We start from the raw sequence: 17560 nt of genomic DNA on the forward strand, positions 1-17560 counted from the left end.
CGCAATGAAGTATCTACTATTACTCGTATTAGCTTCAGCTGGCCACGCATTTGCTGCTGATAAACCAAATGATTTTAACCCTTCAGACCCTTCAATTTGGCAAGAAAAACCCCTGCCAGAGGTTGTAAGGGAAAAAGAGCAGCTACAAGATCTGTGCCGAACATTTCCAGACGCCGAATGCCCAGCCAATACGGATAGACAGCCCGATATTCAGCGAGAAGAGCAACGTCGTAAAGATAAAAGTCGCTATAAATCTTTTGAAAAATAGAGATCGCGGTTTACTAAACCGTTCCCTCTCCTGCGAAGGAGAGGGTTAGGCTGAGGTTATTTACATGCAGAATTATTTTAGCGGCGTGTAAATATCAAAGCGGTGATTTTTGGTGGTAGTGGCTGCATGTGCAGGCACATCCGCCAATGGCGGAGCATAATCAGGGCGTTTTACCACGATACGTTTGGTCGCCAGCGCGCGAGCGGGAGCTAACAATGCATCGGCATCCAAATCAGCGCCCACCAGCGACTGGAACACTCGCATCTCTTTCTTCACTAACGCACTTTTCTGTTTGTGCGGATACATCGGATCGAGATACACCACTTCTGGCGCAGGGCTAAGATCTTTCAGCGCATCAATGCTGGACGCATGCAGCAAGGTCAGGCGTTCTTGCAGCCAGCCGCCGATTTCAGGATCTGCATAACCACGCTGCAAACCATCATCAAGCAGTGCCGCCACCACGGGATGACGCTCCAGCATACGCACGTGACACCCTACCGACGCCAACACGTAAGCATCGCGGCCTAATCCTGCGGTCGCATCCACAACGCTCGGCACATAGCTGCCTTTAATACCCACGGCTTTTGCCACCGCCTCACCACGGCCTCCGCCAAACTTGCGGCGATGCGCCATTGCGCCAGCGACAAAATCGACAAAAATCGCGCCCAGCTTGGGTTCATCCAACTTGCGAAGTTCTAAATGCTCAGGCGTTAATACCAACGCCATTATCGCATCAGGATCGTGAACCAATCCCCAGCGCTCGGCTAAATGAGATAAGGCGCCGCTATCGGCGCCCTCTTCTAACAATAACTGAATACTCAACGCATTAACCCTTGATACCGTAGTGACGCAGCATGGCATCAATTTTCGGCTCACGGCCACGGAAGTTTTTGAACAGGTTCATTGGCTCATCGGAACCACCCTGCGACAGGATGTTATCCAAGAACGCACGACCAGTGTCTACGTTGAAAATGCCCTCTTCCTCGAAGCGAGAGAACGCATCCGCAGACAGCAGCTCTGCCCACAGATAGCTGTAGTAGCCCGCCGCATAGCCGCCAGCAAAAATATGGCTGAACGCATGAGGAAAACGACCCCAGCTTGGCGACGGCATCACCGCCACTAACGCTTTAACCTCTTTCAGAGTATCGAGAATACGAGCGCCTTGAGCGGGATCGAACTCAGTATGCAGACGGAAATCGAACATCCCAAACTCTAGCTGACGCAGGATAAACAGCGCGGCCTGATAGTTTTTCGCCGCCAACATTTTATCCAGCATTTCCTGCGGAAGTGGCTCATTGGTCTGGTAATGACCCGAGATAAAGGCCAACGCTTCCGGCTCCCAGCACCAGTTTTCCATAAACTGGCTTGGCAACTCGACGGCATCCCATGGCACACCGTTGATCCCTGAAACACCTGCGGTTTCGATCGTGGTGAGCATATGATGCAAGCCGTGACCAAACTCATGGAACAGCGTGGTCACTTCATTATGTGTAAACAATGCAGGCTTATCACCGATTGGACGGTTAAAGTTACAGGTCAGATAAGCCACTGGCTTCTGTAGGCTACCATCGGCACGGCGTAGACGGCCTACACAGTCGTCCATCCACGCACCACCGCGTTTATGCTCGCGGGCGTAAAGATCGAGATAGAAACTACCACGCAGCTCGCCGGTCGCATCATAAAGCTCGAAGAAACGAACCTCTGGATTCCACACGTCAATATCATGACGCTCTTTAGCCGTGATACCGTAAATACGTTTCACCACTTCAAACAAACCGCTCAATACGCGCTGCTCAGGGAAATAAGGGCGCAGCTGTTCATCGCTGATAGAGTACAGATGTTGTTTCTGTTTTTCGCTGTAGTAGGTGATATCCCACGCTTCCAGCTCGGTAACGTCGAAGTGCTGGCGCGTAAACTCACGCAGCTCAGCCAGCTCTTGCGCGCCTTGCGGACGAGCTCGTTCGGCTAAGTCATTCAGGAATGCCAGAACCTGCTGTGGATTTTCTGCCATTTTGGTTGCCAATGATTTATCGGCATAGGATTTAAAGCCAAGCAGCTGAGCTAATTCGTGACGCAGTTGCAGAGTTTCAGCCATGATTTCGCTGTTATCCCACTGACCTGCGTTTGGCCCCTGATCGGACGCACGAGTGGTAAATGCCTGATACATCTCATGGCGCAGCTCGCGGTTGTCCGCATAGGTCATCACCGGCAGATAGCTTGGGATATCCAGCGTTAACAGCCAGCCTTCTTTTTCTTTGGATTCAGCCAGCGCCTTCGCGGCCGCGAGCGCACTTTCAGGCAGACCAGAAAGCTCTTTTTCATCCGTAATCAGCTTGCTCCAGCCCATGGTCGCATCCAATACGTTGTTGCTGAATGCAGAGCCCAGTTCGGACAGACGCGCCATAATTCCGCCATAGCGCTGCTGTTTTTCTTTCGGCAAACCAATACCAGACAGCTCGAAATCACGCAGTGAGTTTTTCACCGCTTTCTTCTGCGGTTTGGTTAACGCTGCAAAACCCGCGCCGTCTTTCAGGCTACGGTAGGCCTGATACAGCCCTTCATGCTGACCTACCCAAGTGCCGTATTCAGACAACAATGGCAAGCACTGTTCGTAAGCTTCACGCAGCTCAGGGCTATTTTGCACGGAGTTTAAATGGCTGACTGGGGAGAAAATACGGCTCAGACGATCGTCAACTTCAGCCAGTGGCTGACACAGATTATCCCACGTAAATGGCGCATCTTGCGCGACCACGCGCTCCACTTCGGCACGACAATCTGCCAATGCGCTTTTCACCGCAGGAACGATGTCCTCAGGTTTGATTTTAGAGAATGGTGGCAGGTCGAACGGCGTCAGTAACGGATTGGTCATAAGAAAGCGTCCTATATAGTTTTGCCATTAACAACAAAGGCTAACGGTCTTGGCCGCATCAGTGCGGCGTATAAATCGACTTAACCAGCCCCCCAATGCGTCGGGCAACCGGTATAAAAGCGCTGTTTAGATCTAAGATGAGGTTAAGTGTAGCGAAAATCAATGGCTGGCGGGTTCAATCGCTTTGATAGGAGGCACCACAGGCAAAAATACATCTAGCGGCAAGAAATCTGTTCCATAACATTATTATCGTAAGTAATGGCAAAACCCGCAGGATAAGGGCTTGGTTGCTGCATTTTAAATGCTAATTGCTGATGGGAGGATAATTGCCAAGACAGGTATTTTTCACTGATGAAATACCCGTCACTATTACCCAACAAATCAACTAACTGTGAGGCATTTTTTGTGCATAAGTCGCTCTCAACAGCCAATCGCCACACCATTTCAAGTCGGTGCTCAGACAGCTTCCAGCGTTGCTGATCAAATGGGCTTGAGCCGTAGTGTTTAAGCTGTTCTACGCTATTAGCGTCTTTACAACCACACAACGTGAGTACGAGAGCTATGATACTAAAAATGTACAAGTCTCCCTCCTTGTGCATAACATTCCTTGTCACACAATTATCTGCTTTCAGGATTCGCTCATCCCTTATCTGTATCACAAAACCAATATGCGATAATCCATAAAGTCTTTCATCGCCATACCGTTTATACTTAACCGTCACCTGCTGACATGCCGCGATGCCCGCAGCCCAAAAGAGCAGACTCGCTGTGCCTTGTCACGGTCTTAATTTACCTATCCTAATGATTTTATTTTAGTTATTAGAATATACGAAAGTTTAAATTCACTATGCTTAGTTATCGCCACAGTTTTCACGCCGGCAATCACGCCGATGTCCTCAAACACACCGTTCAGAGTTTGATTATTGAATCGCTGAAAGAAAAGGATAAGCCTTTCCTTTATCTGGATACGCATTCCGGCGCGGGGCGTTATCAGCTCAGTGGTGAGCATGCAGAAAAAACCGGCGAATACCTTGAAGGTATCGCACGTATTTGGCAGCGCGACGATGTTCCCGCCGAGCTTGAAGCCTACCTGAGCGCGGTAAAACACTTTAACCGTGGCGAACAACTGCGTTATTACCCTGGTTCGCCACTGATTGCGCGCCAGCTGCTACGCGACTTCGACAAAATCCATCTAACCGAACTGCACCCAACGGATTTCCCGCTGCTGCGCAATGAGTTCTCTAAAGACGAACGCGCAAAAGTGATGAAAGCCGATGGCTATCAGCAGCTGAAATCGCAGCTTCCTCCGTTGTCACGCCGTGGCTTCGTGTTGATCGATCCGCCGTATGAAATGAAAACCGATTATCAAGACGTGGTGAAAGGTATTCAGGAAGGCTATAAGCGTTTTGCCACCGGCGTCTATGCGCTGTGGTATCCCGTGGTGCTGCGTCAGCAAATCAAACGCATGACTCGCGATCTGCAAGACACCGGCATTCGTCGTATTTTGCAAATCGAACTAGCGGTTCGCCCAGACAGCGATCAGCGCGGTATGACAGCTTCCGGTATGATTGTGATCAACCCACCGTGGAAGCTAGAACAACAGATGCGCGACGTTCTGCCTTGGCTGCATAAAGTGCTCGTGCCGGAAGGTACAGGTCATGCCAAAGTTGAATGGATTGTGCCGGAATAATTGAAGTCATTGCTGTCTGTCTCCCTTAGCAACATTGAGGGAGACAGAAGTTAACGCGTAAAACTACTCATCATCGCCATCAACGTGTTCTCGGATCAGCGTCATAAACGGCGCACCAAAGCGATCCAGTTTACGCTGTCCTACACCGTTAATGCTCAGCAATTCGCTGGCGCGAATCGGCATCTGCTCTGACATTTCTAGCAACGTAGCATCGTTAAATACCACGTATGGCGGGATATTCTCTTCGTCAGCAATCGCTTTGCGTAGCTTACGCAGCTTGGCAAACAGCTTGCGGTCATAGTTTCCGCCGTAGTTTTTGCTGGCGTGGCTACTGCTGCTGCGCGACTTGAGGTTTATGACGCGTGGCACGGCCAGCTGAAGAGGAACTTCGCCGCGTAAAACCGGACGCGCCGATTCAGTCAGCTGCAACGCTGAATGCATCGCAATATTTTGCGTCACTAAGCCCAGATGAATAAGCTGGCGCAATACGCTGACCCAGTGTTCGGTCGTATGGTCGCGACCCAATCCATAGACTTTGAGCTTGTCGTGGCCAAACTCACGGATACGGGTGTTATTCGCCCCGCGCAGGATCTCAACAACATAGCCAATACCAAACCGCTGACCCACGCGAGCAATCGCTGACAGCGCCTTTTGCGCGTCCTCTAGCCCATCGTAACGTTTTGGCGGATCGAGACAGATATCACAGTTGCCGCAGGATTCTTGCCGCCCTTCACCAAAGTAATTCAGCAGCACTAAACGACGGCAGGTTTGCGCCTCAGCGAAAGCATTCATTGCGTTTAGCTTATGGCGTTCAATCTCTTTCTGCTGCCCTTCAGGTTTCTCTTCTAAACAACGGCGCAGCCAAGCCATATCGGCTGGGTCATAAAGCAGAACGGCTTCAGCGGGTAAACCATCGCGCCCAGCGCGACCGGTTTCCTGATAGTAAGCTTCGATATTACGTGGAATATCAAAGTGCACCACAAAACGCACGTTGGGCTTGTTAATACCCATGCCGAACGCAACCGTTGCCACCACAATCTGCAGATCGTCGCGTTGAAATGCTTCCTGTACCGAAGAACGATGTTCGTGATCGAGCCCTGCGTGATACGCCCCGACGCTAAAGCCTCGGCTTTGCAAACGCGCCGTGGTGTCTTCGACTTTGGCTCGGCCGTTACAGTAAATAATGCCCGATTTGCCGCGTTGTTCCTGCACGAAACGGATCAGTTGATCCAGCGGTTTGAATTTTTCGATGAGCGTGTAACGAATGTTTGGGCGGTCAAAACTGCTAACCTGAACCAGCGGGTCGTTTAGCGATAGCAAACGCTCGATGTCATTACGCGTGGCATCATCGGCGGTGGCCGTGAGCGCAATAACCGGAATCTCAGGGAAACGCTGCTTAATCAGACCTAGCGCGCTGTATTCAGGACGGAAATCATGGCCCCACTGTGAAATACAGTGAGCTTCATCTACCGCCAATAATGCAGGTCGCCAGTGCGGAAGCTGATCGAGGAAGTTATCCATCATCAGTCGTTCTGGCGCAATATAGAGAAGTTTTATCGCCCCACTGCGACAGCCAGCGTATACCTCTTGCTGCTGTTCACGGTTCTGCGTGGAGTTAAGACAGGCCGCGCTAACACCGTTCGCCTGTAGCTGATCGACCTGATCTTTCATCAGGGAAATCAACGGAGAAACCACCAGCGTTAAGCCATCCATCACCAACGCAGGGATTTGATAACACAGAGACTTGCCGCCTCCGGTTGGCATCACAACCAGACAATCCCGTCCCGCGATCGCAGCATTGATGATAGTTTGCTGTCCAGGACGGAACTGCTGATACCCAAAAGTATCGCGCAAAACCTGTTCTGCCAGCATTTCTGCATTGATTACGGCTGCCGTTGCCACGCTGCTCCTCAACCAAAGGGGTGATAAATTAAGACCGGCGCTATTTTAGGCGTATGCACCGGTTTTGTCGTTAGCGGATATGCGTTGCGCGCAAATTACATGAAATCGTTGAGCATGATGCCCACGCCAAAACGGGTTTGATTGAAGTTGTAATCAATCATTGATTCACCGTAGCCGCTATACAACTGCGTGTAGAAGCGCAACGTTTTCGTCATCGGATAGCTCCATCCTAGCTCACCACCGCCGTAACCGGTGTTCCAGTTATAGTGCCCTTTTGCCGTAAAGACGCTTTCTCCCCACTCATAGCCCACCTGGGCTTCGTAGTAACCCATGTATTTGGTGATATCAGGGTTATCATCTTTGCTGCTGCTTTCGGGAATGCGATACCACGGTTTAATCTGCGCTTGGAAGTTACCGTTTTGCGCCATCAAACGCGCATAAACGCGGTTCCAGCTACGCGACGTTGGATCAGAGCGTCCGTTAGACTGATGATTAAAGCCGGTTTCTATGTCGCGAAGTGTCCAATCGCCCAACTGATAATCCGTTGCCCAGCCGACAAAAAGCTGTGGCTCATAGTTGGTTTCACGGAATGGAGAAGATGCGCTACGGTTGAAAGCCTGCCACCACGAGCGCTGCGTATAAGACATTCCTAACACCGAATTATCGCCTGCAATTCCACGGATGATAGGGAACGCTAGGCTGAGCTGGAATTTCACTTCGTCTTTGCGTGCGTCATCAGCCCAAGAATAAGATTGAATGGCTTCTTTGTTTACATCGCTGGTTTCAGTGTAAAGCAGGTAGTTGGTGTCGTAAGGATAGAGCGTAAATGGGTTATCGTGTTCAACCAACATGTTCGCGATGATGCTGCCTTTCACCTGCGGCTTATCATGAACCTGCTTTATCGTTGCTTCTTCAGCCTGAACCGCAGCAGGAACCGCCAGCAGTCCCGCTAACATCATCCATCCCTTACGCATCGTTATTACCCCTAATATTTACGCCATCAATGATTCAAAGGCGACATTCTACACGTTAGGGACTCTGCAGGAACGTTCATCATTCTTATTGGTGCTGGAACCAAACAATAATTAAGCATAATATCAACATAAAATTAACAATAATATTTATTATCCACCTGCAAGAAGAAGGACAGAACCATGTCAGCCACGCTCCTCACGCGCGAATCTGCTAGCGCTCTTATTAGCGAAATCTTCGTTTACCACATGCCATTTAATCGAGCCTTAGGGCTAGAGCTTCAACGTTTTGAGGCTGACTATGCCGAACTGGTTTTTGATTCCAAAGAAATGCTGGTCGGCAATGCTCATCAGAAAATTTTGCACGGCGGTGTTATCGCATCGGTATTGGATGTTTGCGCAGGCTTGGTGTGTGTGGGTTCAGCCCTATTGCGCCATGACGAAATCACACAGGAAGAGTTGCTAGCACGACTGTCTAAAATGGGCACAATCGATATGCGAGTGGACTATCTACGCCCTGGGCGCGGTGAGCGCTTCGTGGCCAGTGGTAGCCTGCTAAGAGCAGGGAATAAAGTCGCGGTTGCACGCGTTGAACTTCATAACGAATCAAACCTACACATTGCTTCGGCCACCGCCACGTATATGGTCGGCTAGGTAGCATTTTTTACCAGATTTCTGTGAAATCTTGGGATAAGTTAGGCTTAATTGAATCATCTCTGTTACTACTATGAAACATTCCAGAAAAATACAGTAGACTCAGCGCCTATTCATTTTTTCGGAAGTGTTTCATGGATTCGCAACAAACTCGCCAAGGCATCTTGTTTGCTCTGGCCGCCTATTTTATCTGGGGTATCGCCCCTGCCTACTTTAAGCTGATCCAGCAGGTTCCACCCACCGAGATCCTGACCCATCGCGTGATCTGGTCATTCTTCTTCATGCTGATTTTGCTTTCGCTGACTAAAAATTGGTCCAAAGTACGAGCGCTGGGCAAAACTCCCGGCAAGATTGGTCTTCTCGCGTTAAGCGCTTGTTTGATTGGCGGAAACTGGCTGTTGTTTATCTGGGCTGTGAATAATCACCATATGCTGGAAGCCAGCCTCGGATACTTCATCAATCCATTGGTTAACGTGTTGCTCGGCGTAGTTTTCCTCGGTGAACGCTTCCGACGGATGCAGTGGATTGCGCTGGCGCTGGCGGTCTGCGGAGTACTGATTCAGCTATGGAAGTTTGGTTCTGTGCCGGTGATCTCGCTTGGACTGGCGTTTAGCTTTGCATTTTACGGGCTAATTCGTAAGAAAATCGCGGTAGATGCCCAAACCGGCATGCTGATTGAAACTCTGTGGTTACTGCCGATTGCGGCTATTTACCTGTTTGGCATTGCCGACAGCGCAACCAGCCATTTGAGTGCGAATCCAATGTCGCTCAACCTGCTGCTAGTCGCCGCAGGGATTGTCACCACCATTCCATTATTGTTCTTTACGGCAGCGGCAACGCGCCTACGCCTTTCCACGCTGGGGTTCTTCCAATACCTTGGCCCAACGTTGATGTTTATTCTGGCGATTACTTTCTACAACGAGCAAATGACGCAGGATAAACTGGTGGCGTTCGGCTTTATTTGGGCGGCACTGCTGTTGTTTATTATGGATGCGCTGTATACGCAGAGAAAATTGCGCAGCTGATGCAGACTTTCCTCCCCAGCGATGGGGAGGAAAAGAAGAGACAGGTTAAAGCCAGTTTTTGCGCTTGAAGTATAAATACGGCGCAAGTCCCGCCAGAATCATCAAACCAATCGCCCCCGGATAACCGAACGACCATTTCAGCTCAGGCATAAACTCAAAGTTCATCCCGTAGCTAGATGCAACCAGCGTTGGCGGCAGGAACACCACGGATACCACCGAGAAGATCTTGATGATGCGGTTCTGCTCAATGTTGATAAAGCCCATTGCCGCCTGCATCAGGAAGTTTACTTTCTGGAACAGTGATTCATTGTGTGGCAGCAGGGATTCGATATCTCGTAAGACTTCACGCGCCTGCTCCAACTGACTGGCCGGTAAACGCGCCTTACGCACCAAGAAATTCAGCGCTCGCTGGGTATCCATCAGACACAGGCGAACCTTCCAACCGATATCTTCCAGTTCGGCCAGCGTCGAAAGGGCTTCATCGTATTCGTCGCCCTGATGACCTTCCATAATCACGCGGCTAAGCTTTTCCAGATCGCTGTAGATGTTTTCGATTTCATCTGCCAGCTGTTCGATTTTGGTTTCGAACAGATCGAGTAACAGCTCATAGGCATTTCCATCAGCCAGCATCTGGTTGCGGGCGCGCATACGATACAGCCGGAACGCCGGGAGTTCGCGCTCGCGCAGCGTATACAGGCGACCATCGCGGATGGTAAATGCCACGGTGGAGTTGCCAGCATGATCTTCCGCATCTTCATAATAGAAGAAGGAGTGAATATGCAGGCCGTCTTCATCTTCGAAGAAACGTGCTGATGCTTCGATATCGTCCAGTTCTGGGCGAGTTGCCAGACTTTGACCTAGCTCATCTTGAACTCGTTGACGTTCATCTTCTTCAGGTTCGACTAAATCGACCCACAAAGATGAAGTCAGATCTTCCGTGTCATCCAGCTCCAGACGGGATAAGCGGCTGTTGTCTAATCTAAATGCACTTAGCATGCTTTTAAACTCCGTTGCGGTGACATTAAGGATCACGCATGGAGCACAGGAAACAAACGAGGGGTAGCGTCACCTAGCTGTTTCAGACCATATCAGATCTGACTCATAGCGACGTATAGAGGTCGCTGACAACCACGAAGGCTATCAGCATAAGTGGATAGCCTTAGAAGTTGTACCCGCTAACGGGTTCATTGAGCCAGTATCTACTGGGTGTGTCCAAGGCGTATGTCCTCACAGATAATAGTGCGCGCATGTTACGCCGATACGAAAAAGCCTGTCAACTGGCGTTGTGACTAATTCCAGAACATTATTCACTCAGGATGTTTTATACCAAAACATTTATGGGTTTTGCTTTCAGCAACCATGCTGCAATCGGAAATGTAAGGTAAAAATCATATCGCTAGCTTGACCCATCTATTACCTTATAGCAATGCATTCACCTATTAGACTCCACTATTCCTAAAATCAGGCACCCCCTATGAAACAAATCACGTTTGATGATCTGAAACAGCAGAGCGCCGCTGCGGCCAGCGCACCTCGTTTACGCGCTCACCGCAATTTTCATCCAGAATTGAGCGATCCGGTGCAGCGTCTTGCCATCGCGATGGAGCCTGGAACCTACATTCGCCCGCATCGTCACCCACATACTTTCGAGCTTTTGCTACCATTGAGCGGCCGCTTTTTGATACTGAATTTTGACGAACAAGGCGTGGTTACTCGTCGCGTGGTGTTGGGCAAAGAGTGTGTGGCTCTAGAGATGGATGCCGGAACATGGCATTCGGTACTGTCACTGGATAACGGCGGCGTGATTTTTGAAGTTAAACACGGTGGCTACCAGCCCGTAACCGAGCAGGATTCAGCGCCTTGGGCACCCGCAGAGGGCGAAGCTGGCACTCAGGAACTGATGGCGTGGTATTCGCAGGCGCAGGTTGGGGATAAATATTCGTTTGCCGAATAAGCCCTAAACTCTCCCCCTGCTAAGGGGGAGATTGGAAAGGGATATTAAACCGGAATTACATCGCCTCTAACTTGGCATAAGCCGCAACCAGCCACTTAATGCCTTCGCCCTGAAACGCAATCTGTAAGCGACTATGCTCACCGCTACCTTCCAGATTGATCACCGTACCTTCACCAAACGTAGCGTGTTTGACCCGCTGACCGAGTTTAAAACCGCTGTCATTGGCGCTGATTGGCGTTCCCATGCTGGCGTGCTTAACGGGGCGAGTAACGCTTGCCCGCAGGCGCACCTCTTCCACGCACTCTTCTGGCAACTCACCAATAAAACGAGATGGACGGTGATAAACTTCTTTGCCATACAGGCGGCGAGTCTCCGCATAGGTGATCGTCAGTTTTCGCATCGCTCGCGTCACCCCAACGTAGGCCAAGCGACGTTCTTCTTCCAAACGCCCGCCTTCATCCAGCGACATTTGGCTTGGGAACATCCCCTCTTCCATCCCCACGATAAACACCTGCGGGAACTCCAGACCTTTCGCCGAGTGCAGCGTCATGAGCTGAACCGCGTCTTGGTAGGCGTCTGCCTGCCCTTCACCGGCTTCAAGCGCCGCATGCGACAGGAATGCCTGCAACGGCAGCAAGTCCTCGTCTTCATCCTCATAGCTGTACTGGCGCGTAGCGGTCACCAGTTCCTCTAAGTTCTCAATACGCGTTTGGCCTTTTTCACCCTTTTCTTGCTCATACATCTGGCGCAGACCCGAATCGCGCACTACGCGGTCTGTCTGTACATGCAGCGGCATATCGGCCGTATCATTGGCTAAGGCATCAATCAGTTCGATAAAGCGCTGTAGTGCACCTGAGGCTCGCCCAGCAAATACTTTTTCTTGGATCAGCTCGTGCGTGGCCTGCCATAGCGTCAGCTGACGATCGCGTGCAGCTTGGCGAATAACGTCCAGCGTGCGATCACCAATGCCGCGCGTTGGTGTGTTGACCACACGCTCATATGCCGCATCATCATTACGGTTGGAAATCAGGCGTAAATAAGCCAACGCATCTTTGATTTCCTGACGTTCGAAGAATCGTTGTCCACCGTAAATACGGTATGGCATTGCCACCTGTAACAGCGCCTCTTCCAATACACGCGATTGGGCGTTGCTACGATAAAGAATGGCGCAGTCGTTAAGAGAGCCGCCGTTGTCCTGCCACGCTTTAATGCGATTCACCACAAAACGTGATTCATCCAATTCATTAAACGCGCAGTAGAGCGAAATTTTTTCGCCGTCGCCGTCTTCGGTCCACAGCTTTTTACCCAAGCGCCCATCGTTGTTTTCAATTAAGGCGTTCGCGGCTTTCAGTATATTGCTGGTTGAGCGGTAGTTTTGTTCTAAGCGGATAGTCTCAGCACCGGGAAAATCATCCAGAAAACGTTGGATATTCTCAACCTGAGCGCCACGCCAGCCGTAGATCGACTGATCGTCATCGCCAACAATCATCACTTTGCCGCTATTGCCTGCCAGCATCTGGATCCATGCGTACTGAATCCGGTTGGTATCTTGGAATTCGTCCACCAGAATATTGGTGAAACGCTCGCGATAGTGGTTGAGGATTTGAGGTTTATTGAGCCATAGCTCGTGGGCGCGCAATAGCAGTTCGGCGAAATCCACCAGCCCCGCACGATCGCAGGCTTCTTGATAGGCCTGATAGACGCGCAGCCACGTCTGTTCTACGGGATTCCCGTAGCTTTCAATGTGCTGAGGACGCAGTCCATCATCTTTTTTATTGTTGATGTACCACATGCCTTGACGCGGCGGCCACTGTTTCTCATCCAGATTCAATGCCTTAACGATACGTTTGAGCAAACGAAGCTGGTCATCGCTATCAAGGATTTGGAAATCCTGCGGCAGATTGGCATCCAGATGATGCGCGCGCAGCAGGCGGTGCGCCAAACCGTGGAAAGTACCGATCCACATGCCGCCTTGGCTAGTGCCAATCAGATGTTCGATACGGTGGCGCATTTCCGCGGCGGCTTTGTTGGTAAAGGTGACGGCCATAATCGAAAACGGCGAACAGTTTTCTACCGACAGCAGCCACGCGATGCGATGCACCAAGACGCGCGTCTTGCCGCTTCCGGCTCCAGCCAGCACCAGAAGGTTACTGCGTGGCGCAGCAACGGCTTCGCGTTGTTTATCGTTAAGGCTGTTGAGCAGATCGGAAACGTCCATAGGCACCGTTTTAAAATGGGGAAACAGACGCGTCGCTAAACGCAATACGTCTTTTTCACTGGGAATTTATACAGATTATTGGAGATTATATCAGCGCGGTGAGCGAATCCAACCGTGAAATCTCAACGTGAGGTAACAAACGGCTATCTGAAGCGGTTGTTAGGCTGCGCTCACGGTCGTTGATCCAGCAGGCCTGCATGCCGCAGCGCACGGCTCCCGCCACGTCAGTGGTGAGGTCATCACCCACATGCAGAATATTTCCCATGGGAACGTTTAAGCGCTGCTGAGCGGCACAATACATGTCGTTGTAAGGCTTGGCGCGTCCGTCAGGGCCTGAGCGCAATATAAACGCAAAATAGTCCGCTAAACCAAACAGGTTCGGATCCGCATTACCGTTGGTAATTGCCGCCAAGGGCGCTTTTTCCGCTAACGCTTGCAGCGTCTTATGCGTAGACTCCGGCACCGTGATTTGGCTACGCCAGTAGGCGAAGTTTTCCATCGCAGAATCTGCACCGGCGCTAGCTTGGGCGTGGTTAAAACCGTTTCGCGTTAACGCCAGATGCACAGCCTGCCAGCGCCAGGCGGTGACGTCGTGGTAAATTTCAGGATTTTCAGACCGTAATTCGGCTCGCAGGCGTTGCCAGTCGGGGCTTTGCCAATCACGCAATGGTTCAAAGTTTTGCTGTAAAATGCCAGAGACTCCCGCTCGGTACGCATAATCACGGGGTGATTATCATAAAGCGTATCGTCCAGATCGAAGGTAAAAGCCCCGATCGCGTTGAGCGGGCGATAGAAATGAAGCGTCGAGCACATCAGGATTTTCCTCGTTTCGCGCGTGGATGCGCTGCATCATACACCTTCGCCAAATGTTGGAAATCGAGGTGGGTATAGATTTGGGTGGTAGTCAGATTCGCATGACCCAGCAGTTCTTGCACTGCGCGCAGATCGCCACTGGATTCAAGCATATGCGTTGCAAAAGAGTGACGGAGCTTATGCGGGTTAATATGGCTGGTTACGCCTTGTTTAACGCCCCATTCAGCAAAGCGCTTTTGCACGCTTCGCACCGAAATTCGCTTACCCAGCTTAGACACAAAAACGGCGTCATCCACCGGATCGTAAATCTCGCGCAGTGGCAGCCACTGTTCCAGCCAATGAATGGCAGTACGTCCAATCGGCAGCTTTCGCTCTTTGCTCCCTTTCCCCATCACCCACACTTCGCCCGAAGCCATATTCATGTGGCGGCAGTCTAATCCCACCAGCTCAGAAAGACGCAGACCCGCGCCATACATCACTTCCAGCATGGTACGGTCGCGCACGGCAAGGGGATCGCTAGCATCTATGTCGAGCAGACGGTTTACGTCATCAACGTCGAGATTTTTGGGTAAGTGACGAGCCTGCTTAGGTGCACTAATGCCTTTCGCCGGATTAACCGACATCACACCTTGGCTCACCTGCCAATCGATAAAGCTACGTAACGCCGACAAACGCAGGGCAAGGCTTGCCGCCTCAAGGCCTTTTCGCTTGCTACGCGCGGTAATCATACGCACTTGGGTTGCATCGAGTTGCCGCCAATCGCGTAAACCTGCGGGGGCAACAATCTCAATAATGGCAGTCAGCTGATGATGATAGCTTTCGATGGTGTGCGGGCTGAACTGACGCTCAACGCGCAAAAAGCGCAGGAATGCCTCAACCGGCAGTTCCAGCGCCTGAGTATCACTGCTCATTGGCGTTCAATCCAACGGCTGATTAGCCCCGGCATCAGCAATGCGAGCTGATCCAGCAACACGGTGCCTTGGCCTTGCTGATAGTGATGGCTATCGCGGCTGCTGAAGATAATCAGACCTAAGTCGCCAAACTCGCCCATCAAGGAAAGCGCGACCGAGCCAACCATTTTCGCCTGAGGCAAAACCAACAATAGCTCGGGGCCATTCAGGGTGCCGAGATAGTGGTTTTGGTTCCCCAACCGCTGAATTCGCATCATTTCGAATTCATTGCGCGACAAAGCCAAATGCGCAAAGTCAGAAGGCGCATTCAGATACCATTTGTCGCTAAACAAACGAATATTGGCACCGGCTAACCCAAGAGAACGTGCCCAGCGGTTAAACCGTTGGAGAAAATCAGCGAGGCTTTCTGCGCCCGCAAGATGCCCTTGCAGCTCAAGCAGGCGATTAAACAGAACTTCATTGGCGCTGGCCTGCTCCATCAGCAGCGTGATCTCTTCTTCCAAATTGAAAATGTGCTGACGTTGTCGGTTCAGTTGCCATTCAACTAATGAAACAGCACCACGCACCGGATGAGGGATCTGCATCTGCTCAACATTGCGTGCATTACGAATGAAGAAATCAGGATTCTGTTGCAGATACTCCATCACCTGCGCGTCACTTAGCGCCAGATTATCCAATACCCGATCTTCGATGTCGCTCATAGTTGTCTATCGCTCACTCATAAACGTATGAATTACAGGTGTATAAATCCATCATAAACGTGGGTTGCGGGGCCCGTCATGAACAGTGGGTTATCAGGCCCTTTCCAGCGAATTTGCAAACGCCCGCCGGGAAGATCAACCTGAACGTTTTCATCCAGCAAGCCTTGCTGGATCCCCACGGCAACCGCCGCACAGGCACCGCTGCCGCAGGCCTGAGTTTCACCCGCACCGCGTTCATACACCCGTAGCTTGATCTGATTACGGTTAATGACCTGCATGAAACCCACGTTAACGCGTTCAGGGAAGCGTTCATGGCTTTCAAGTACCGGGCCGATGGTTTCCACCAGCGCCGTTTCAACATCATCAACCTGAAGCACGCAGTGGGGATTCCCCATCGATACCGCGCCACACAGGATAGTATGTTCAGACGCACGCATGATATAGGTCTTTTCCGCTTTCACGGCTTTGAATGGAATTTTGGACGGCTCAAAAATCGGTTCGCCCATATTCACCGTGACCAGTTCGTCATCGCTGACCTTGAGCACCATCCGACCATTCTGCGTGCTTACGCGAATTTCACGTTTATTGGTTAGCCCTTTCAAACGCACGAAACGAGCAAAACAGCGCGCACCGTTACCACACTGCGCAACTTCGCTCCCATCAGCGTTGAAAATACGATAGTGAAAATCTAAATCAGGATCGTAGGGTGGTTCAACGATCAGCATCTGATCAAAACCTACGCCATTATGTCGATCGGATAGACGGCGGATAAGCTCCGGCGAGAAGTATACGTTTTGTGTAACAGCATCAACGACCATGAAATCGTTGCCTAAACCGTGCATTTTAGAGAACTGCATAACTACCTCTCACCCTACGCCTTAACTTCCGTGGTCACCGAACTAACATCCTGACAGTTCTCGCTATCGTGGATTATTGGCCTTGTTCTACACCGGCAATATTAGACGGTGTATTCGCGCCCTGATTTGCTGCTGGCGCGTTAGTTTGTGTATCTGGCTGGCTCTTCGACGCCGCTGGGGCATCAGCCGGAGGAAAGTATAAAGGCCCTTTCAAACCGCAACCAGCAAGGCCGAATAGGGAAACAGCCACCAAGGCCCAACGAAATTGTTTTTTCATGGTCATTACCATTTATTGTATTAATGCGTGTGAATCCTACCTATAAGCTCTCTATAATCGCAGTTGGACCCTGAAAAGCAATAGGAAATGATTATGAACGATACCGAGTTTCACCAGTTAGCAGATAAGCTGATGTTAAACATCGAAGAGGCCATTGACGCTTATGAAGGTGATGCCGACATCGACTATGAAACCAATGGCGGAGTGATGACGCTGACCTTCGAAAATGGCAGCAAAATCGTGATCAACCGTCAGGAGCCCTTGCATCAGGTATGGCTCGCCACGAAAGCTGGCGGTTACCACTTCAGCCTGCGTGATGATAGCTGGATTTGCGATCGCAGCGGAGAAGAGTTTTATGCTTTGCTGTCAACCGCATGCAGAGCGCAGTCTGGCGAAGAAGATGTGGTAATTTCGGCATAAGCCGAAACGCGAACGGCATCAGCGCCCACT

17 protein-coding genes and 1 pseudogene are annotated in these 17560 nt (G+C 50.8%); 6 read left to right on the top strand and 12 right to left on the bottom strand.

The features are described 5' to 3' along the window. Positions 1–4 precede the first annotated feature (4 nt). Positions 5–268, top strand: a complete 264-nt coding sequence (locus tag DSM2777_RS02110; RefSeq protein WP_061553054.1) for a hypothetical protein — start codon at positions 5–7, stop codon at positions 266–268. A gap of 72 nt (positions 269–340) precedes the next feature. Here the strand turns inward: DSM2777_RS02110 and rsmJ are convergent, their stop codons facing one another. The 3 genes from rsmJ to DSM2777_RS02125 all read right to left on the bottom strand — a co-directional run bounded on the left by rsmJ (position 341) and on the right by DSM2777_RS02125 (position 3718). Further along, positions 341–1090 (bottom strand): 16S rRNA (guanine(1516)-N(2))-methyltransferase RsmJ, encoded by a 750-nt coding sequence (gene rsmJ, locus DSM2777_RS02115; protein WP_025802162.1) that lies wholly within the window; start codon positions 1088–1090, stop codon positions 341–343. Between the two features lie 4 nt (positions 1091–1094). Then, entirely contained in the window at positions 1095–3137 is a 2043-nt protein-coding gene (gene prlC / locus DSM2777_RS02120; protein WP_061553055.1) for an oligopeptidase A, read from the bottom strand. 215 nt (positions 3138–3352) lie between these two features. Next, the gene (locus DSM2777_RS02125) at positions 3353–3718 is read right to left on the bottom strand and encodes a hypothetical protein (protein ID WP_061553056.1); all 366 of its coding nucleotides are present in this window, start codon (positions 3716–3718) and stop codon (positions 3353–3355) included. 266 nt (positions 3719–3984) lie between these two features. Here DSM2777_RS02125 and DSM2777_RS02130 point away from each other — a divergent pair, with 266 nt between their 5' ends. Next, complete coding sequence (locus tag DSM2777_RS02130) at positions 3985–4827, top strand: 23S rRNA (adenine(2030)-N(6))-methyltransferase RlmJ (RefSeq protein WP_046458538.1); 843 nt, start codon at positions 3985–3987, stop codon at positions 4825–4827. 63 nt (positions 4828–4890) lie between these two features. Here DSM2777_RS02130 and recQ read toward each other — a convergent pair whose 3' ends face one another. Both recQ and pldA read right to left on the bottom strand, forming a co-directional pair. Continuing rightward, entirely contained in the window at positions 4891–6729 is a 1839-nt protein-coding gene (gene recQ / locus DSM2777_RS02135; RefSeq protein WP_061553057.1) for an ATP-dependent DNA helicase RecQ, read from the bottom strand. Positions 6730–6824: 95 nt separating this feature from the next. After that, complete coding sequence (gene pldA / locus DSM2777_RS02140) at positions 6825–7703, bottom strand: phospholipase A (RefSeq protein WP_061553058.1); 879 nt, start codon at positions 7701–7703, stop codon at positions 6825–6827. 180 nt (positions 7704–7883) lie between these two features. Between pldA and DSM2777_RS02145 the strand changes: the two genes are divergently transcribed. Both DSM2777_RS02145 and rarD read left to right on the top strand, forming a co-directional pair. Then, positions 7884–8354 carry a thioesterase family protein gene (locus DSM2777_RS02145; RefSeq protein ID WP_025802154.1) on the top strand — a complete coding sequence of 157 codons (471 nt, stop codon included), beginning with the start codon at positions 7884–7886 and terminating at the stop codon, positions 8352–8354. Positions 8355–8488: 134 nt separating this feature from the next. After that, positions 8489–9379 (top strand): EamA family transporter RarD, encoded by an 891-nt coding sequence (gene rarD / locus DSM2777_RS02150; RefSeq protein ID WP_040046682.1) that lies wholly within the window; start codon positions 8489–8491, stop codon positions 9377–9379. Positions 9380–9424: 45 nt separating this feature from the next. On the opposite strand, the gene corA is transcribed toward rarD, so the two are convergent. Then, on the bottom strand, positions 9425–10375 hold the full coding sequence (gene corA / locus DSM2777_RS02155) for a magnesium/cobalt transporter CorA (RefSeq protein WP_025802150.1): 951 nt from the start codon (positions 10373–10375) through the stop codon (positions 9425–9427). 478 nt (positions 10376–10853) lie between these two features. On the opposite strand from corA, the gene DSM2777_RS02160 reads away from it, so the two are divergent. Then, positions 10854–11333 (top strand): WbuC family cupin fold metalloprotein, encoded by a 480-nt coding sequence (locus DSM2777_RS02160; RefSeq protein ID WP_061553059.1) that lies wholly within the window; start codon positions 10854–10856, stop codon positions 11331–11333. Positions 11334–11388: 55 nt separating this feature from the next. Here the strand turns inward: DSM2777_RS02160 and uvrD are convergent, their stop codons facing one another. From uvrD to lptM, 6 genes and pseudogenes are all read right to left on the bottom strand, one after another. Beyond that, the gene (uvrD, locus tag DSM2777_RS02165) at positions 11389–13551 is read right to left on the bottom strand and encodes a DNA helicase II (RefSeq protein WP_061553060.1); all 2163 of its coding nucleotides are present in this window, start codon (positions 13549–13551) and stop codon (positions 11389–11391) included. 85 nt (positions 13552–13636) lie between these two features. Further along, positions 13637–14364, bottom strand: a pseudogene (gene yigB, locus DSM2777_RS02170) (5-amino-6-(5-phospho-D-ribitylamino)uracil phosphatase YigB). Continuing rightward, a complete protein-coding gene (gene xerC, locus DSM2777_RS02175; protein WP_061553061.1) occupies positions 14364–15275 on the bottom strand; it encodes a tyrosine recombinase XerC in 912 nt (303 codons plus the stop codon). The pseudogene yigB and the gene xerC overlap by 1 nt, the downstream one beginning before the upstream one ends. After that, the gene (locus tag DSM2777_RS02180) at positions 15272–15976 is read right to left on the bottom strand and encodes a DUF484 domain-containing protein (RefSeq protein WP_040046686.1); all 705 of its coding nucleotides are present in this window, start codon (positions 15974–15976) and stop codon (positions 15272–15274) included. Before DSM2777_RS02180 ends, xerC begins: the two co-directional genes overlap by 4 nt. A 32-nt stretch (positions 15977–16008) precedes the next feature. Beyond that, positions 16009–16833 (bottom strand): diaminopimelate epimerase, encoded by an 825-nt coding sequence (gene dapF, locus DSM2777_RS02185; protein WP_046458544.1) that lies wholly within the window; start codon positions 16831–16833, stop codon positions 16009–16011. A gap of 73 nt (positions 16834–16906) precedes the next feature. Next, on the bottom strand, positions 16907–17110 hold the full coding sequence (lptM, locus tag DSM2777_RS02190; RefSeq protein WP_038502611.1) for an LPS translocon maturation chaperone LptM: 204 nt from the start codon (positions 17108–17110) through the stop codon (positions 16907–16909). Positions 17111–17203: 93 nt separating this feature from the next. On the opposite strand from lptM, the gene cyaY reads away from it, so the two are divergent. Then, positions 17204–17530, top strand: a complete 327-nt coding sequence (gene cyaY / locus DSM2777_RS02195) for an iron donor protein CyaY (protein ID WP_061553062.1) — start codon at positions 17204–17206, stop codon at positions 17528–17530. Positions 17531–17560 lie beyond the last annotated feature (30 nt).

Source organism: Obesumbacterium proteus, assembly GCF_001586165.1.
Taxonomy (GTDB): Bacteria; Pseudomonadota; Gammaproteobacteria; order Enterobacterales; family Enterobacteriaceae; genus Hafnia; species Hafnia protea.